Source organism: Pseudomonas sp. Q1, from assembly GCF_009935975.1.
Lineage (GTDB): Bacteria > Pseudomonadota > Gammaproteobacteria > Pseudomonadales > Pseudomonadaceae > Aquipseudomonas > Aquipseudomonas palleroniana.
In genome coordinates this window covers 42,939-59,919 of the sequence record NZ_QODI01000027.1, presented here as the reverse complement: position 1 = coordinate 59,919, position 16,981 = coordinate 42,939, and the positions used below count along the sequence as shown (strand labels likewise).

The following is a 16,981-nucleotide window of genomic DNA, read 5'->3' as shown; positions in this document are numbered from 1 at the left end:
GGACGGCTAACCCGGCGTCCTGCCGGGTTACCCACGGATTCAAGCCTGCGTTCGGCCAGCGTGGTTTGACGGGGCGCTTAAGATCAAAATCAAGATCAAAAGCAGATCAAAAGCGCAGCAAGCGGTGCGCAAGGGGCATCATTTTTGAGGATAGCCCCCTGCCTATCACAGGAAGAAGCGCAGTACGGATCAGTGACCTTCGGATGCGTTAAACATGGTTTTGGCGTAAATCAAACCAAGACCATAGGCGCCGCCGTTAGCGATAGCGGTTTTCACCGTTTCGTTGTAGGTGTCGCCGCGGGCCCAGTCGCGTTGCAGTTCCAGGAGGTATTGGAGTGAGGTCATTGGGCGCGCACCGGCTTGGATCATGCGCTCGATGGCACGCTCATGCGCCTCATCCGAAACGTCGCCGCACGCGTCGCAAATGACGTAGACCTCGAAGCCTTGTTCAAGGGCAGAGATCGCGGGCCCGACAATGCAGACCGATGTCCAGAGACCCGCCAGAACAATGCGGTCGCGACCGATCTTGTTCACGGCGACGGCGATGCGCTCATCTTCCCAGGTATTCATGCTGGTGCGGTCAATCAGTTCCTGACCGGCGAAGACCGAAGTGATCTCTTCAAACATAGGCCCCGAAAAACTTTTTTCGGCGACGGTGGTAAGAATGGCGGGAACGCCAAACTCCTTCGCTGCCTTGGAAATCAGTGCAGCGTTATTACGGAGTGTGACGGCGTCGATGGATTTGGTCGCGAATGACATCTGCGACTGGAAGTCGATCAGGATCAGAGCGTGGTTGCTCGGATCAATCAAACCTTTGCCTGGTACTGCCTTTGCGATTGCCATGACACTTCTCCGGATGCGTTTGAGAGGCACCATTTTCGGCTTCGTTCAAGCACAGCGATTGTATGGGTGTGTGGATCTGGAAAATCACGCCGGCCTTCGAACGGGCTCATTGTCACAACCTGCTTGACAGTTAAACGGTTCACAGCCGCTTTTTCACTTTCAGGCGCCTCATTAATCTGTGCTCACGGTGTTGCTGAGACCTGAACCCAGCGTCACAGCAGCCCGATCCCAAGGCATAAAAACTCGAACGTTTGAAAAAGGAATTGACCATGAGCCTCAAGAAAACCCTTACCGCTTCCCTGCTCGCCCTGTCCATCGGCAATGCTTTCGCCGCCGGCAGCCCTGGCGTCGAACACAACACCCAGGCGTTCCTCGACGCCCTTGCCGCCGGCGGTGGCAAACCGCTGGAGCAACTGAGCCCGAAAGATGCCCGCAGCGTGCTGACCGGTGCCCAGGCGTCGGTGAAGGTCGATCTGTCGGGGGTTGAGGTCAGCGACAAGGCGATCCAGGTTGACGGTCAGGTGATCAACCTGAAAGTGGTGCGTCCGGCCAAGGTCAAGGGCGTGTTGCCAGTGTTCATGTTCTTCCACGGTGGCGGTTGGGTGCTGGGCGACTTTCCGACCCACCAACGCTTGATTCGTGATCTGGTGGTGGGCTCGGGCGCAGTTGCCGTGTACGTCGACTACACCCCGTCGCCGGAAGCTCATTACCCGACCGCGATCAACCAGGCCTACGCCGCCACTCAATGGGTGGCCGAGCACGGCAAAGACATCGGCGTCGACGGCAAGCGTCTGGCGGTGGCCGGCAACAGTGTCGGCGGCAACATGGCAGCGGTGGTGGCGTTGAAAGCCAAGGAACAGCACACCCCGGCCCTGCGCTTCCAGTTGCTGATGTGGCCGGTGACCAACGCCGGGTTCGAAACCGCCTCGTACCAGCAGTTTGCCGAAGGCCACTTCCTGACCAAAGGCATGATGCAGTGGTTCTGGGACAACTACACCACCAACCCGGCCGAACGTGCACAGATCCACGCATCCCCCCTGAATGCCAGCACCGAACAGCTCAAGGGCCTGCCTGCCGCGCTGGTGCAAACCGCCGAGTTCGACGTGCTGCGTGACGAAGGCGAAAGCTACGCCCGCCACCTCGACGCGGCCGGTGTACCGGTGACTGCGGTGCGCTACAACGGGATGCTTCATGACTTCGGCCTGCTCAATCCGCTAAGCCGGATTCCGGAAGTCCAAGCGGCGGTACGTCAAGCCGCAGCCGAACTCAAGACGCATCTGAACTGAGTCCGACCTCTCGCCACACCTCAGGGTGTGGCAAGTTTTTTGTACCCGCCGGAGTGCAATCCATGAGCTTTTTCCTCACCCACCCGTTGTCCTGGAGCGCCCTGCTGCTGGTGCTCGACGCGTTGCTCTGGCATCTCGCCCCGTTCACGCACCGCGCCTCGCGCATTGGCGTGCGCCTGCTGTTGTTCGTGGCGTTCAGCGCGCTGGTCATCAATGCCGGCGTCAGCCCGTTGCAGGCGCCGTCGTTTGCCGATGACCGGGTTGCGCAACTGGGCGCTACGGCGCTGGGGATTCTCTGGTGGCTGTACGCCGCACGGGTGCTGACCGAAGTGGTCGGCCTGATTCTGATGCGGCGCATCGGGCACAGCGGTCGGTTGTTGCAGGACGTGATCGGCGCGTTGGTGTTCCTGGCGGCCATTGTCGCCGCCGCCGGGTATGTGCTGGAGCTGCCGGTCAAAGGCTTGCTCGCGACCTCCGGGGTGGTCGCCATTGTGGTCGGCCTGGCGCTGCAGAGTACGTTGAGCGACGTGTTCTCCGGCATCGTGCTCAACACCACCAAGCCCTATCAGGTAGACGATTTCGTGATGATCGACGGCGTCGAAGGCAAGGTGCTCGATATCGACTGGCGTGCCACCCATCTGCTGACCAGCGCCGGTACCCTGGCGGTGGTGCCTAACTCGGTGGCGGCCAAGGCCAAGATCGTCAACCTCAGCCGCCCCACCAACCTGCACGGCGTGTCGATCAGCATCAAGGTGCCGAATCACGTGCGGCCGCGCCGGGTACTCGATGCCCTCGACCGGACGCTGCAAGGCAGCAGCAGCCTGTTGCTCAACCCGGCGCCGAAAGCGTTGCTCAAAGAGGCGGGAGAGGAAATGTCCGAATACGTGGCCAGCGGTTTCATCGCCGAACTGGCCAGGAAAGGCGACGTGCGCAACCAGTTGTTCGACCTCGCCCATCGGCATCTTGAGGCGGCAGGTATCTCGCGGCATCCGGACGGTGTGATCGAACCCTCGAGCCGCGCCCGTGCGTTGCTCGATGAGGTGAAGGTTTTCCGCTCGCTCAGCCATGAGGAGCGTGACCGCCTCGCCGAATCAATGGTGCCGCAACAATACAGCGCCGGCCAGGTGGTGCTGGATCTGGACGAAGTGCCGGACAGCCTGTTTGTGATTGCCACCGGTATCGTCAGTGTCAGCGTGTCCGACAGCAATGGGCTGGCCGAGGCCGGTCGCATGGGGCCGAGCGAGGTCATGGGCGAACAGAGCATCCTTGCCGATACACCGTCCCAGGCGACATTCACCGCGCTGACCTCCTCGATCATCTACCGTCTCGACAAGCAGCTGACCCGCCAGTGCATGGCGCAGCGCAGCGAGGTCGGCCAGGCGTTGAACAAGTTGCAGGCGGTACGGCAACAGAACAGTCGGCTGGCGTTGATGGCTAAGCCCGTACCGGTCAGGAAAGGCGGTTTCCTGGGCTGGTTGCAAAAACGCTGACCCCGCTTTCAGCCGGATCTAGGGGGTCGCGATGTCCAGGGGTTGCGACATGAACTGACTGATCCGCGAACGTAACCAGCGCTCTGCCGGATCGTTGTCGTGAACGCCACTCCAGGCCATCGACAGTTGCGCCGCATCGATGGGAAACGGTGGGTCTTCGGCTCGCAGGGCGCAACCTTCGACCAAGGCGCACGCCGCGTAGTCGGGCACGGTGGCGATCATTTCGGTACCGGCGAGCATCGCCCGCAAGCCACTGAACTGCGGAACCCCCAGCACCACGCGCCGGGCACGCCCGACCTTGGCAAGGTCGAGGTCGATGTTGCCGCTCAGGTCGCCCGAGAACGACACCATCGCGTGGGGGCGCTGGCAGTACTCATCGAGCGTCAGCTCACCAGGCCGGTCATCCCCGCGCAACACTTTGCAGGCAATATCACGCAACCGCTTGCGCTTCGCATTGGCCGGCAAGTCGGTGGTGTAGCTGACCCCCACGGAGATCTCCCCCGAGGCGAGCAAGGCCGGCATCAACAGATAATTGGCCCGGCGCACCACCACGACAATGCCCGGCGCCTCCTGCTGCAACTGGCGCAGCAACGGCGGGAACAGACCAAATTCGGCATCGTCCGAAAGGCCTATGCGAAACACATCGCAGCTGGTCGCCGGGTCAAACTCCTTGGCCCGGCTGACGGCACCCGAGATGATGTCCATCGCCGGTTGCAGCTCTTTAAGAATCGCCAACGCTCGCGCCGTCGGCTCCATCCCGCGACCATTGCGCAACAGGAGCGGGTCGTCGAACAAATCGCGCAGGCGCCCCAGCGCAGCACTCACCGCAGGCTGCCCCATGAACAGCTTCTCAGCCACACGGGTCAGGTTCTTTTCGAACATCAGGGCCTCGAAAATCACCAACAGGTTCATGTCCAGGCGGCGCAGATCATTACGGTTCATAGGCACAGTCCCATTGTGTGTTGAGCCAGGTACGCCTCAGTCGAACTTCACTCGAGCATCGGCGCTCTTGCCGCCCGCCGGTAAAACCCGCGTTCGATAGGCTCCGGCGAAATACGCGCAATTATGCACGCGTTTTCAGCGCAAGAAATTGCAGCAATGTGCTCAATGGATGCTGTTGCACAGGCAGGGAATTAACAACGTTTAACTCGCCAACCACCAACCCGCGCCCAAAAATGAAGCCCTCTGTGCAGGACTGTTTTCTAACGCGGGAAGCTGCTGAGCCATCGCGCAGTGCGCCAGCGCGCTCCCATCGATACGGATATTTGCCATGGCCCACGCTCAGTACAACGCCGTCCGTGTATCAACCACTCAAACGCGCGTCCCGGCCACCGGAGGCCTTTCTCCCTGGCGGGAAAGCCTGGTCAAGAAATTGATCCTCGAAAGGTTGAGTGAAACGCTGGAAGTCACCGAACTCGCTCGGGCCTGCGCCCTGTCTCGCAGTCATTTCTCTCGCGCCTTCAAGTCCAGCACCGGCTTGTCGCCCCAGGACTGGATTCGTTGCCAGCGCATCCTGCGCGCCAAACAACTGATCCAGGACACCGACCTGACCTTGACGCAAATCAGCCTGGAGTGTGGCTTCTGCGATCAGGCGCACTTCTGCCACATGTTCACCCGCAGCGAAGGCATCACCCCGTTCGCCTGGCGCTGCCAGGCCGTACGGGCCCTGCCTGCCTCTTCAGCAGCGCAAGCCGCTCACTGCTGAGCTGAGCCTTGTGAGGGATGGGACGCGATGCATCAACCCGACGCAGGGTGCATGCGTTCGGCCAGGCGCGCCACCCGCTCCCCCAGGTGAGCGGCGGTGCAGCGATCTTCGGCAGGTGGCGCATGGTCCGGGGACTGCTCGACATTTGATTGAGCCATGACCCCCAGCGAGCTGCCCAGACGATTCAATTGCCCATCGAACCGGCCAACGCTGGAGCGCGCCGGCAACAGGTCGAGGCCGACCCAGATCATCGAGTGCTGGGCGGCGAACACGGCCATCTGCAGCAAGGTGTTGAGCTTGTCGCCACACAGGCAACCGGAATTGGTGAACCCGGCTGCCAGCTTGTCGCGCCAGGGTTGCGCCAGGTAGAACGACGCGGTGGCCTCCATGAAGGCCTTGAAGGACGCCGATGCGCTGCCCATGTAAGTCGGAGCGCCGAAGATGATCGCGTCGGCGCGGTGCAGGCAGTCCCACTGCTCGTCCACCTCCTCGACCGGGATCAGCCGGCACGTACTGCCCGAGTGCCGCTCCACCCCCTGAGCCACAGCTTCGGCGATAACCCGCGTATGGCCATAACCGCTGTGATAGACCACCACCACGTCGCTCATTCCAGCCTTCTCCTGAAGTGTCCATCCCTTTTGCTGCACGAGCACAAAAACCAGTGCCTTCGGTTGATGGACTGGAAGCCTTGGATTTTTGGGTGTAAACCAGACGCAGGACGAGTTAAACGTTGTTAATTCTCAGGGGTGCGCCAAAAGCCGCGACTCAGCCTTTTGTCAGCGCAGCCCCAGTCAATACGGCACGGGTGAACGGCACCACAAACGCCGCCGGCAACGTATACCCGGTACCGTCGCGTTGCGCTGCCGGAAAAAACTCAGGAACATGCTCGGATACCCCGTGATAGACGCATGCAGGCAGGAGTGACCCGTTGACCCTTTCCCCCGAACAGGCTGTACATTTCGGCCCTTACCGGGTCTACCCCGGACAACGCCTGGTGCTGGAGGCCGACCAGCCCCTGCGCCTGAGCCGGCGCGCCATGGACATTCTGTTGATCCTGCTGGAGCACGCCGGGGATCTGGTCAGCAAGCAGCAGTTGATCGCACGGGTCTGGCCCAACAGCGTTGTCGAAGACATCAATGTGCGTGTGCATATCGCGGCGCTGCGCAAAGCCCTCGGCGACGGTCAAGCCGGCCAGCGCTATATCGTCACCGTGGCCCAGCGGGGTTACAGCTTTGTCGCGCCGTATTCGCTGGCGCCTGCCGAACAACGCCCGCCGAGCAGCGGCCAGGGGCAGCGCGGGCATAACTTGCCGATTCGTCACACGCGCCTGGTGGGTCGCCAGGCCCTGGTTGACAGTCTGGTAACGCAATTGCCACGCCAGCGTTTCATCACCCTTGTCGGCCCTGGGGGTATCGGCAAGACCAGCGTGGCGCTGCGCGTCGCGGAACAGCTGATCGGTCACTACCGGGACGGCATTCGCCTGTTGGACCTGGCCTCGATCAGCGATCCCGCGATGATCGCCAACCACCTGGCGACCCTGCTGGAGCTGTCGTTGCACGACGCCGAGCCGCTGAGCGCTCTGACGACCTTCCTGCATGAACGGCACATGTTGCTGGTCCTCGATAACTGCGAGCATCTGATCGACGCGATTGCGCTACTCAGCGAAAGCCTCCTTCGCGGGGCGCCCGATGTGCACATTCTGGCCACCAGCCGCGAGAGCCTGCGGGCCGAAGGCGAATTCGTGCAGCGCCTGGAAACACTCGACTGCCCGCCGCCCATCGCTGCGCTGGAGCGCTCCCAGGCCCTGGGCTTTTCGGCGGTGCAACTGTTCGTCGAACGGGCAATGGCCAGCCATGACAGTTTCGAACTGAGCGATGACGAACTGCCTCTGGCGATCGAGATCTGCCGCCGCCTGGACGGTATTCCGTTAGCGATCGAACTGGCCGCCGCACACGTGAACAGCCTCGGCCTGAGCGAACTGTTGAAGCAACTGCAAGGCAGTTTTCGCTTGTACGCACAGGGCGGCCAGACGACCCTGGGCCGGCATCAGACCCTGCGCGCAACACTCGACTGCAGCTTCGAGCTGCTGACGCCCTGTGAACAGATCAGCCTGCGCCGCCTGAGTGTATTCAGGGGCAGTTTCACGCTGGAGGCCGCAGCGACGGTGATTGTCGGAGAGCACCTCGAACCCCACGCGGTGCTAGGCGCGATTACGCAACTGGTGGCCAAGTCCCTGCTGAACGTGGAGGTGGGTGACGAGCAGGTGTTCTACCGTCTGCTCGACACTACCCGCAGCTATGCCCTGGAAAAACTCGACCAGGCAAATGATTTGCAGGGCACTCTGCAACGCCACGCCGAGAGCTGCCTGGCCTTGATGCACCAGGCCGGCAACGATTGGGAGCAGGTCCAGACCGAGGTCTGGATCGAGCGCTACGCGCGCCACCTGGAAGACATCCGCGCGGCCCTGGATTGGGGTTTTAACGCGCAAGGGCCACAGGCCCTGGCGATCCAGCTGGCTTCGGTATCGACGCCACTCTGGCAGGAACTGTCGCTGCTCAAGGAGCACGGTGTCTACGTGCGCAAGGCCCTGGCCCTGCTCCAATTGACGCCCGCACCCTGCCCCCGCCTGAAAACGGCCCTCAACCTCGCCCTCGGCAGTGCCTGCTACCACACCCAAGGGGGCACCGCCGAAACCGTCGAAGCCTTTGTAAGCGCCCGAACCCTGGCCGAAAGCAACAACGACCTGGCCGGCCAGCTCCGGGCCGTGTCCGGGCACATGGCGGTCAACCTCAGTTGCGGCAACTATCAAACGGCCCTGGAACAGAGCCTGCAATTCGATCGCCTGGGCGTGCAAGGCAACGCCGCCGTTTCCCTGAGTACCCAGCGTTTGCAAGTGCTGGCCCTGCACTTTGCCGGTGACCAGCACCAGGCACGCCAGCGCGCCGAACAGGTCCTCCAGTGCATGACCCAGAGCGGGCACCTCAATCGCTTCACCCATGGCTTTGGCATCCAGTACGACCAGAGCGTCGCGTCCCTGACCATTCTGGCGCGGATCCTCTGGTTACAGGGCCTTCCCGAAAAGGCCTGGAAGACTGCCCGGCAGGCGTTGGACATTGCCGTCCAGATCGACCACGGCACGTCCATCTGCTACACGCTGGCGCTGTCCGGGTGTCTGATCGCGCACTACAACGGTGACCGCCAAACGGCCCGCGAGCTGTTGCGCCTGCTGCTCGAACAGGCACAAAAGCACTCGGTGCTGCTGTTCTATAACTGGGCCCGGCAGTATGCGCAGGTGCTCGATGCCGAGGGCGCACATCCGCCCGCGACAGCCGGCAGCGGGCTGATCCATGAAATCATGGTCACCCTGGATAGCGGTTTCGTCGATGACGCCTTGCTGGCACGCGCCGAAAACGGCGCTGCCGGCTGGAGCACAGCGGAAATCCTGCGGGCCAGAGCGAATGCCCTGCTTGCGCAAAACAGCCAGAGTGCTGCCGAGACGGTGCTGCTCCAAGCCCTGGAAATTGCCAGGGCCCAGGGGGCACGGGCGTGGGAACTACGTACGGCGACATCCCTGGCCGAGCTTTGGCAGCGTCAAGGACGCCAGCAACAAGCCCATGATTTGCTGGCGCCCCTCTACAACGCGTTTACCGAAGGCTTTGCCACCCCGGACCTAAGCAAAGTCCGTCGCTTGCTTGACGAGTTGCAACAACACCGGCTTGCCTGAGACCCAGCGTGCCCGGCTGATGTAGCCGGCATAACGCACTTCAAACACGCGCTGCAGCCCGCTCAGTTCCAGTTTTTCCAGTACGTAAGTGCGGGTGGTGTTGAGGAACCGGTAACGGGTGATGCCATTGCTTTGTTCAGCGGACAACAGCGATTTATGCACCAGCCGGTCTATCACTTCGACGAGGCTGGCGGGCCGCAGCACCGCACAGCTGATGACGCCGATGGCTGCGTCCAACGTAAAGGCTATCTTGAACACCGCCAGCCCTTGCAGAACGGTCTGTTCCAACGGGCTCAGGCGCTGATAGCTCCAGTCCAATGCAGCCTTGAGTGTCTGATGTCGCGCGACGGCGGTGCGCCGGCCCTGGGTCAGCAATTGAAAACAGTTATCCAGTTGCGCGCGCAGCCCAACCAGTGCCAGCGCATCGATCTGCGCCGCCGCCAGCTCGATGGCCAGCGGCAGACCGTCGAGGCGCCGACAGATTTCCCGCACGGCCGGGAGGTCCTGTTCACGCAGAGTAAAGCCCTGTTGGCGGCTACGGGCACGGCTGACAAACAACTGCACCGCCGAATAGCTCAGGGTCTCGCCGACACTGTGCAGCGCCGACATCGGCGGCACCGCCAGGGCCGGCAGACACTGCACCGTCTCCCGCGCAGCCCGCAGCGGCTCGCGGCTGGTGACCAGGATCGATAACCGTGGCGCCGCAGCCAACAGGCTCTCCACATGCTTTCGGCAGCATTCGAGCCAGTGCTCGCAATTGTCGAGCACCAGCAACGCATGCCGTTGCGCCAGCGCCTTCCCACCCACGTCCAGTTCGAGCGTCTGACCCAGATAATCGACGAGCCGCGCCGGATCATCGAGTGCCGCCAGATCCACCAACCAGACGCCATCGTCATAGTGCTGCAACAACAGTTCGGCCACGCGCAAAGCCACCGTGGTCTTGCCAATGCCGGCGGGGCCGACCAGTGTCATGAAACGGCACACCGGCAACTGCCGGACCACGCTGCCCACCAGCGAATCCCGACCGATTACCGGCGTGATCCGTACCGGCAGGTTGTGTCGGGGTTGCTCAACGGTCTCGATCGAAACCGGCAGCCCGTCCGGCTCGCGTTGCACCGGGGCGACAAAGCAATAACCGCGCTGGGGAACATTGACGATGTAGCAACAGCCGTCCTGGCCATCGTTGAGGGCCCGACGCAGGGCGGCTATGTGCACACGCAGGTTGATTTCCTCGACCACCGAAGTCGGCCAGACCTGGGCAATCAATGCCTCCTTGCTGACCACGTCGCCTGCGTGTTCGACCAGTACCTGGAGGATATCCAGGGCCCGCCCGCCCATACGCAGCGGCCGATCACCGTGCAGGATCAGCCGTTGACGCGTGTGAAACACATACGGACCAAACCGCAACACCGCACTGTTGTTTAAATCGCTGAGTCTGTTCATGCACATTCAGTGCGCAAAACCTGGCCCGACTCGAGGTAGCGCATTGCACGAGTTCGCCCAGGCTCTCGCATCTCCATTGCCAAGAATTCATAAACATCTTGGCAGACACCCGTGACGGGACAACCGCCCTGGAGGGAGCGTCACGGCCATCCCGGTGCGCAGGACGGACAACCACGCCTCAGTTGAACAGTTCGCGGTACTGGGCGGGGGTCAAGCCGAGTTTTTCACCGAACAGAAAACGCATGTGCCGCACGCTGCCGAAACCACTCTTGTAGGCGACGGTCTTGAGCGGCAGGTCGCTGGTTTCCAGCAGGCTGCGGGCCCAGTCGATACGCGCGCTTTGCAAAAACTCCATGGGCGTCATGTTCACTTCACGGGCAAACACCCGGGCGAAATGTCGCGCACTCATATTCGCCAGGCTGGCCATGCGTTCGACGCTAAAGGCCTCATCAATGTGTTCGAGCACATAGTTCTGCACCCGGGCTACCGGCGTTTCCGGCGGCGCCACGGCAGGCATCAACGGGCTGAACTGCGCTTGCCCGCCCTGGCGCTTCATCACCACCAGCAAGACCTTGGCCACGTCCTGGGCGATTTTCTTGCCGTGGTCCTGGGCGACCAGCGCCAGTGCCAGGTCGATGCCGGCGGTGACCCCGCCGGAACTGTTCAGGTTGCGATCCTGCACGTAAATCTGATCGGTCTTGACGATTGCCTTGGGGAACGCCCGAATCAACCGCTCCGTGTAATGCCAGTGAGTCGTCACCTGATAACCGTCGAGCAAACCGGCATGCCCCAATATGAACGCCCCGGTGCAGATCGAGCCATACCTGGCCGACCGGCCGACCGCGCCCTGCAGCCAGTCGAGCAACGGCAGGTGTTTCCCGTTGTAGGCCCCCGGGCCGCCCGGCACCAGCAACAGGTCATAGCTGTCGCCGGCCTGGTCTATGTGCACGTCGGCCTGAACATTGACGCCATTGGAGGCGCGCAAGGCGCCATGCTCGGTGCCGATCGTCAACAGCTGATAATGGTCGGCCGCCGCCAGATAACGATTGGCGATGGAAAACACTTCCATGGGCCCGGCCATATCGAGCAGGAGAAAGTCTGGAAACAGCACCATTGCCACGGTTTTCATGGGTTGGAAATCACTGATGTCAAAGGAAATAGGAGACGTGGGGCAGTGCTGACCATTATGGCCAATTGCAACGTGAAGGAAACGTGAACCCACGCACACTACTGTCAACCTTGTTGAGACAGTATTTCGATTTCGGCTTTGATCGTAAACGGCTCGCGCAATCGCGCAACCCACCCGCCAGTCTTGCGCTGGCTGGCAGAAACCGTACGCCAGATGAAGGGCGTTAGCCGAGGATTTCCTCAAGGAATGCGATAAACACATTGATACGCCGCGAGCCACGGTGGTTAGGCAGGTACAGCGCATTGATGCCGGTGCTGGCGGTGCCGGGATTGACTTCATACTGTTCCAGCACGCGGGTCAGATGGCCCCGGCCGACATCGTCACGCACCAGCCAGTCGGCCAGTAGCGCCACCCCGCCACCCGCCAGTGCCGCTTCGCGCAGGATGTCGGCGTTGTTGCTTTGCAAGCGCCCCTGCACGCTCAGGCGCAAGGTGTCCTCGTCGCCCTGGAACGTCCAGTCGTGGTGCGCCGCGCCATAGTCAAACCGCAGGCACTGATGGTTGAGCAGGTCATTGGGATGCAGCGGCAGACCGGCCTGCGCCAGGTACTCGGGACTGGCCACGACCCAACGCTGGAAATCCCCGATCTTCTTGCTGACGACGTCCTCGTTGACCATCGAAGAACCGAGGCGCACAGACACGTCGATGCGCTCGCTGATCAGGTCGCTGACCCGATCGCTCAACGATAGGCTGATCTCCAGGCCCGGATGACGCTCAAGCAGACGCCCCAGGTGAGGCGCGATAATGCGTCGCCCGAACTCCACCGGGACGCTGGCACGCAGGTGCCCCTGGATCTCGGTGCCACGGTCGGCGACGGTGGCATCGGCTTCGTCGACGGCGTCGAGAATCACCACGGCCTTTTCGAAATAAGCCTGCCCCGCAGCCGTGACACTGGTGTTGCGTGTGGTGCGATTAAGCAGGCTGGCGCCCAAGGCACTTTCCAGGCCGGCCACCTGGCGCGTCACCGAAGACGTCGAGAGACCAAGCTTGCGCGCCGCTGATGAGTAGCCGCCACACCGCACGGTTTCAACGAACATCTTCAGCGCCAGCAATTTGTCCATCAGCCAATTCCGAACAAAAAAACAAGCGAACCACTATGCCCAAGCGTGCATGGAGTGTCTTGCATACGTGTGCTCAGGCACCGGCGCCGAGGAAAATCCGATGCTGGGCCAACTGAGCGATGCGTATGACGCAAAGCGCCGTTGCGCGGTTTGGCAATACCGCCGCGTGCGTCTCTTCTCTACCCTCGGCGATACGAATCCCTTGCGGGTTCACGGACGAATGAAGGGTGATGTCATGCAAGCCAGGCAGCTAGGAGTGGGCGCTGCAGTTCTCGCCTTGGCCGGTGGAATATGCGCGGTGCTGCTGATGTGGCGCCCGGCGATCGCACCGGCCGAACCGCCACGGCACTTCGATCCCGTTCAGGTAAAACAGGGCGCGCGGGTAGCCGAAGCCGGCGACTGCGCAGTCTGCCATACACGTCCCGGCGGCCAATACCTGGCGGGTGGATTGGCTCTGGTAACACCGTTTGGCACGCTCTACAGCACCAATATCACACCGGACGCCGAGACCGGTATTGGCCAATGGTCATTACCGGCCTTTGAGCGAGCCATGCGCGAAGGGGTCTCACGCGATGGGCACTTGTTGTATCCCGCCTTCCCCTACGTGCACTACCGCCGCCTGACGCAAGGGGATATCCAGGACGTCTACGCCTATTTGATGAGTGGCCCCGCCGTGCACTCGCCAGCCGTACCGAACCAGATGAAATTCCCGATGAACATCCGGCCATTGGTGTCGTTCTGGAATCTGCTGTTCCTGCATACCCAACCCTTGACGCCCGTGGCGCAGCAATCGGCAAGCTGGAACCGTGGCCGCTACCTGGTCGAAGGTCCAGGCCACTGCGCCGGCTGCCATTCTCCACTTGACCCGCTGGGCGCCGAGAAAACCGCTGAGCACCTTGCGGGAGGGCGGGTCGACGGATGGGACGCGCCTTCCCTGCTGGGCCTGGCCAACCGTGCCCCTGCCTGGAGCAGCGAGCAGTTGGTGAGCTATCTGCGCGCGGAAGTCGTGGCAGGCCATGGTACCGCGGCCGGGCCGATGCGCCCGGTCAGCCTGGGCCTGGCCAAGCTGCCCGCCGGCGATGCCGAAGCCATTGCCGAATACCTGCTGAGCCTCACGAGCGCCGCATCTCCCTCCCCCGCCCCAGCGGTCACACGCCCCATCGGGGCAGCCGAGCAGGCGTCTGGCGCCCTGTTGTTCGAAGGCGCCTGTGCGGGCTGCCATGGCCCGGCCGCGCCGATGCGCGAGATCGACGGGCGCCCCGCCCTGGGCCAGACCTCAGCGCTGCAGGCAGTGAGCGCGCGCAACTTTCTCAAGACGGTGCTCGAAGGCGTGCCGGCCACCCCAGGGCAACCCGGGCCGGCCATGCCACCGTTCGTTGCCAGCCTGGACAACGAGCAGATCGCGGCACTGGCTGCATTTCTTCGCGAGCAGGCGAAGCCGGGCCAGCCATGGACAGACCTTTCTTCCACCCTTCACGAGTTACGCCAGGAGGCGCAATGACCCAAATGACCCTCAACGTCAACGGCTCGCCCCACTCGCTGGAGCTCGCGCCCGACATGCCGTTGCTGTATGCGCTGCGCAATCATCTGGGGCTTAACGGCGCCAAGTACGGCTGCGGTCTGGGACAGTGCGGTGCCTGCACTGTGCTGGTGGATGACCAGCCGGTATTTTCCTGCCTGACCCCCTGCACGGGCCTGGAGGGCAAGGCCATCCGCACGGTCGAGAGCCTGGGCACGGCAGAGCGTCCAGGCCCTTTGCAAAAGGCCTTTATCGAGACCCAGGCCGCGCAATGCGGTTACTGCATCGCCGGCATGCTGATGCGCGCCCAGGCGTTGCTTGAGCACACTCCCCATCCAGACGAAGACACCATTCGCGAGCATATGGCGAGCAACCTGTGCCGCTGCGGAACCCACTTGCGGATCGTCGAGGCCATCAGCCGTGTCGCCAGGCAAGACAGGAGCGCCGTATGACCCTTCAGCCTGAGGTTGATCAGGGGCGCCGCGCTTTTCTGCGCGCAGGCGCGCTGGTCCTGACATTCACCCTTTTACCGGCAGCGCGGCATGCACTGGCCGACAGCGAAGTCGATACGCTCGGCACGGTGGTGCTGGCACCCGATCTTCCTGGAAGCCTGCGCACCAATCCCTACCTCGATGCCTGGATCCGCGTCGATGCCGAGGGCATCACCGTCTACACCGGCAAGGTTGAATTGGGGACAGGCGTGAAAACCGCCCTCCTGCAGATTGCCGCCGAACGCCTGGATATCTCACCCTCCGCGATCCGTCTGCTCACTGCGGATACCGCCCTGACGCCCGACGAAGGCTACACCGCCGGCAGCCACAGTATTTTCGACAGCGGCACGGCCTTGTTCAATGCGGCGGCTCAGGTTCGCGAGTTGCTGTTGGAGTCGGCGGCACGCCGTTGGAAAGTCGAAACCGCCTTGCTGACCACTCAGGAGGGCATCATCCAGGGCCCAAACGGGCAACGCATGACCTATGCCGAAGCCGTCAAGGGCGTTGACCTGCACCACTATGCGAAGGCGCAATCACCCTCGATGCCGGCGTCCGCGTTCAAGCTGATCGGCCATTCTCTTGCACGCCTGGATATCCCGGCCAAAGTCAGTGGTGGCGCAGCGTTCGTCCAGGATCTGCGCCTGCCCGGCATGCTCCATGCCCGCGTCATCCGTCCACCACGTCCTGGTTGCCTGCTTGAAGCGTTCGATACCGAGTCAGTCAAAAACCTGCCCGGCGTCGTACAGGTGGTGCGCGACGGCAACTACCTGGCCGTGGTGGCCGAAGATGAATGGCAAGCCATCAAAGCGATGCGCAGCGGGTATGCGCTGGCCCGCTGGAGCGGTGCAGAGGCGATTCCCGACGCGGATGACATCCACTCGTTGTTGACCCGCCTGCCCGCCCATCGCTATCCCATCAGCCATGAAGGTAACCCGGCCGCCGTAGCCGGCGCGAGTTATCACGCGCGCGTCACCAAGCAGTACCTCATGCACGGGTCCATTGGCCCGTCCTGCGCCGTGGCCTGGTTCAAGGACGGCATGCTCACCGTGTGGACCCACACGCAAGGTGTCTACCCTCTTCGCACCGGGATCGCCGAGATGCTGGGGCTGGCACCGGCGCAGGTGCGCTGCATCCATGTCGAGGGGTCCGGCTGTTACGGCCACAATGGCGCGGACGACGCGGCAGCCGACGCCGCGCTGATTGCAATGCGCGTCGCAGGCACGCCCGTGCGTGTGCAATGGATGCGCGAGCAGGAAAACCTCTGGGAGTCCTACAGCAGTGCCATGCTCACCGAGGTCCGGGCCACCCTCGATGCACAGGGCAAATTGCAGGACTGGGCCTATGAGCTGTGGACCACGCCACACAACGAACGCATCGTAAATGCCGGCAGACTGATCCCCGCTCGGCTGTTGGCCCGTCCGTTCGTCTCCGCGCCGTCGGTTCCAATCGCCCAGCCCGAAGGGGATGGCGATCGGAATGCGGTGCCGCTGTACACCCTGGCCTCTACGCGCATCGACATGAACTTCGTGACCACAATGCCGTTTCGCACATCCGCCATGCGTTCGCTGGGGGCCCACATCAATATCTTCGCCATCGAAGCCTGCATCGATGAACTGGCCATCCAGGCCGGCACCGATCCGGTTGCCTTGCGCCTTGCCCATCTGGCAGACCCGCGAGCCCGTGCGGTAGTCGAGCGCGTCCGGGATGCCAGCGGCTGGCCGCATAAAGGCAATCAACCGGGCTCCGGCATTGGCTTCGCGTTTGCCCGCTACAAGAACATCATGGGCTACTGCGCACTCGCCGTGCGTTTGCACGTGCATCCGCAAACCGGCGAGATTCAGCTCGACCAAGTGATAACCGCCGTGGACGTGGGGCAAATCGTCAACCCCGATGGCCTGCGCAACCAGGTGGAGGGAGGCATCGTGCAGTCCGCCAGCTGGACCTTGTATGAAAAAGTCGGCTACGACCCGGGCGGAGTCCGCAGCTACGACTGGAGCGGTTACCCGATCCTGCGCTTTCCTCAGTTACCCAAGCAGGTCGACGTACATTTGCTCGATCAGCCCGGGCAACCCTTTCTTGGCGCGGCCGAGATCGTCCAGGGCCCCATGGCCGCCGCCATCGGCAACGCCGTCGCGAACGCCACCGGCCGCCGCTGGCTGAACCTGCCCCTGACCCGCTCAGTGCAACAGGCATAGCCCCAAGCCCCCTTCAACGCATTGCGTTTGACGCAA

13 protein-coding genes are annotated in these 16,981 nt (G+C 62.5%); 7 read left to right on the top strand and 6 right to left on the bottom strand.

The window, feature by feature from the left end; all coding sequences use genetic code 11:
• Positions 1-189: 189 nt before the first annotated feature.
• The gene (locus tag DK870_RS28155; RefSeq protein WP_161550328.1) at positions 190-843 is read right to left on the bottom strand and encodes a hydrolase; all 654 of its coding nucleotides are present in this window, start codon (positions 841-843) and stop codon (positions 190-192) included.
• 269 nt (positions 844-1,112) lie between these two features.
• Between DK870_RS28155 and DK870_RS28150 the strand changes: the two genes are divergently transcribed.
• Together DK870_RS28150 and DK870_RS28145 are read left to right on the top strand one after the other, a co-directional pair.
• A complete protein-coding gene (locus DK870_RS28150; protein ID WP_161550327.1) occupies positions 1,113-2,129 on the top strand; it encodes an alpha/beta hydrolase in 1,017 nt (338 codons plus the stop codon).
• A 62-nt stretch (positions 2,130-2,191) separates the two neighbouring features.
• Positions 2,192-3,619 (top strand): mechanosensitive ion channel family protein, encoded by a 1,428-nt coding sequence (locus tag DK870_RS28145; protein ID WP_161550326.1) that lies wholly within the window; start codon positions 2,192-2,194, stop codon positions 3,617-3,619.
• 18 nt (positions 3,620-3,637) lie between these two features.
• On the opposite strand, the gene DK870_RS28140 is transcribed toward DK870_RS28145, so the two are convergent.
• The gene (locus DK870_RS28140) at positions 3,638-4,561 is read right to left on the bottom strand and encodes a LysR family transcriptional regulator (protein ID WP_060756390.1); all 924 of its coding nucleotides are present in this window, start codon (positions 4,559-4,561) and stop codon (positions 3,638-3,640) included.
• A 328-nt stretch (positions 4,562-4,889) separates the two neighbouring features.
• Here DK870_RS28140 and DK870_RS28135 point away from each other — a divergent pair, with 328 nt between their 5' ends.
• On the top strand, positions 4,890-5,324 hold the full coding sequence (locus tag DK870_RS28135; RefSeq protein ID WP_161550325.1) for an AraC family transcriptional regulator: 435 nt from the start codon (positions 4,890-4,892) through the stop codon (positions 5,322-5,324).
• 32 nt (positions 5,325-5,356) lie between these two features.
• On the opposite strand, the gene DK870_RS28130 is transcribed toward DK870_RS28135, so the two are convergent.
• Positions 5,357-5,932: a flavodoxin family protein gene (locus DK870_RS28130; RefSeq protein WP_060756392.1), complete on the bottom strand. Its 576-nt coding sequence runs from the start codon at positions 5,930-5,932 to the stop codon at positions 5,357-5,359.
• Between the two features lie 320 nt (positions 5,933-6,252).
• Here DK870_RS28130 and DK870_RS28125 point away from each other — a divergent pair, with 320 nt between their 5' ends.
• Complete coding sequence (locus tag DK870_RS28125; protein ID WP_161550324.1) at positions 6,253-9,048, top strand: winged helix-turn-helix domain-containing protein; 2,796 nt, start codon at positions 6,253-6,255, stop codon at positions 9,046-9,048.
• On the opposite strand, the gene DK870_RS28120 is transcribed toward DK870_RS28125, so the two are convergent.
• The 3 genes from DK870_RS28120 to DK870_RS28110 form a co-directional block, all read right to left on the bottom strand.
• On the bottom strand, positions 8,995-10,491 hold the full coding sequence (locus DK870_RS28120) for a winged helix-turn-helix domain-containing protein (protein ID WP_161550323.1): 1,497 nt from the start codon (positions 10,489-10,491) through the stop codon (positions 8,995-8,997). The genes DK870_RS28125 and DK870_RS28120 overlap by 54 nt on opposite strands.
• A 178-nt stretch (positions 10,492-10,669) precedes the next feature.
• Positions 10,670-11,620, bottom strand: coding sequence for a GlxA family transcriptional regulator (locus tag DK870_RS28115; protein WP_161550322.1), 951 nt, complete (start codon positions 11,618-11,620; stop codon positions 10,670-10,672).
• Between the two features lie 223 nt (positions 11,621-11,843).
• Positions 11,844-12,740, bottom strand: a complete 897-nt coding sequence (locus DK870_RS28110; RefSeq protein ID WP_104993289.1) for a LysR family transcriptional regulator — start codon at positions 12,738-12,740, stop codon at positions 11,844-11,846.
• A gap of 256 nt (positions 12,741-12,996) precedes the next feature.
• Between DK870_RS28110 and DK870_RS28105 the strand changes: the two genes are divergently transcribed.
• From DK870_RS28105 to DK870_RS28095, 3 genes are read left to right on the top strand one after another with little or no spacing between them, the layout of a single operon-like run.
• Positions 12,997-14,241: a cytochrome c gene (locus tag DK870_RS28105; RefSeq protein ID WP_372241742.1), complete on the top strand. Its 1,245-nt coding sequence runs from the start codon at positions 12,997-12,999 to the stop codon at positions 14,239-14,241.
• The gene (locus DK870_RS28100; RefSeq protein ID WP_060756398.1) at positions 14,238-14,711 is read left to right on the top strand and encodes a (2Fe-2S)-binding protein; all 474 of its coding nucleotides are present in this window, start codon (positions 14,238-14,240) and stop codon (positions 14,709-14,711) included. The genes DK870_RS28105 and DK870_RS28100 overlap by 4 nt, the downstream gene beginning before the upstream one ends.
• Entirely contained in the window at positions 14,708-16,945 is a 2,238-nt protein-coding gene (locus DK870_RS28095) for a molybdopterin cofactor-binding domain-containing protein (RefSeq protein ID WP_161550320.1), read from the top strand. The genes DK870_RS28100 and DK870_RS28095 overlap by 4 nt, the downstream gene beginning before the upstream one ends.
• The last annotated feature ends 36 nt before the right edge of the window (positions 16,946-16,981 follow it).

Bases quoted from the DNA above. Each gene is read 5' to 3' on its own strand.
- DK870_RS28155 (WP_161550328.1), bottom strand. From the start codon at position 843: ATGGCAATCGCAAAGGCAGTACCAGGCAAAGGTTTGATTGATCCGAGC.
- DK870_RS28150 (WP_161550327.1), top strand. From the start codon at position 1,113: ATGAGCCTCAAGAAAACCCTTACCGCTTCCCTGCTCGCCCTGTCCATC.
- DK870_RS28145 (WP_161550326.1), top strand. From the start codon at position 2,192: ATGAGCTTTTTCCTCACCCACCCGTTGTCCTGGAGCGCCCTGCTGCTG.
- DK870_RS28140 (WP_060756390.1), bottom strand. From the start codon at position 4,561: ATGAACCGTAATGATCTGCGCCGCCTGGACATGAACCTGTTGGTGATT.
- DK870_RS28135 (WP_161550325.1), top strand. From the start codon at position 4,890: ATGGCCCACGCTCAGTACAACGCCGTCCGTGTATCAACCACTCAAACG.
- DK870_RS28130 (WP_060756392.1), bottom strand. From the start codon at position 5,932: ATGAGCGACGTGGTGGTGGTCTATCACAGCGGTTATGGCCATACGCGG.
- DK870_RS28120 (WP_161550323.1), bottom strand. From the start codon at position 10,491: ATGAACAGACTCAGCGATTTAAACAACAGTGCGGTGTTGCGGTTTGGT.
- DK870_RS28115 (WP_161550322.1), bottom strand. From the start codon at position 11,620: ATGAAAACCGTGGCAATGGTGCTGTTTCCAGACTTTCTCCTGCTCGAT.
- DK870_RS28110 (WP_104993289.1), bottom strand. From the start codon at position 12,740: ATGGACAAATTGCTGGCGCTGAAGATGTTCGTTGAAACCGTGCGGTGT.
- DK870_RS28100 (WP_060756398.1), top strand. From the start codon at position 14,238: ATGACCCAAATGACCCTCAACGTCAACGGCTCGCCCCACTCGCTGGAG.
- DK870_RS28095 (WP_161550320.1), top strand. From the start codon at position 14,708: ATGACCCTTCAGCCTGAGGTTGATCAGGGGCGCCGCGCTTTTCTGCGC.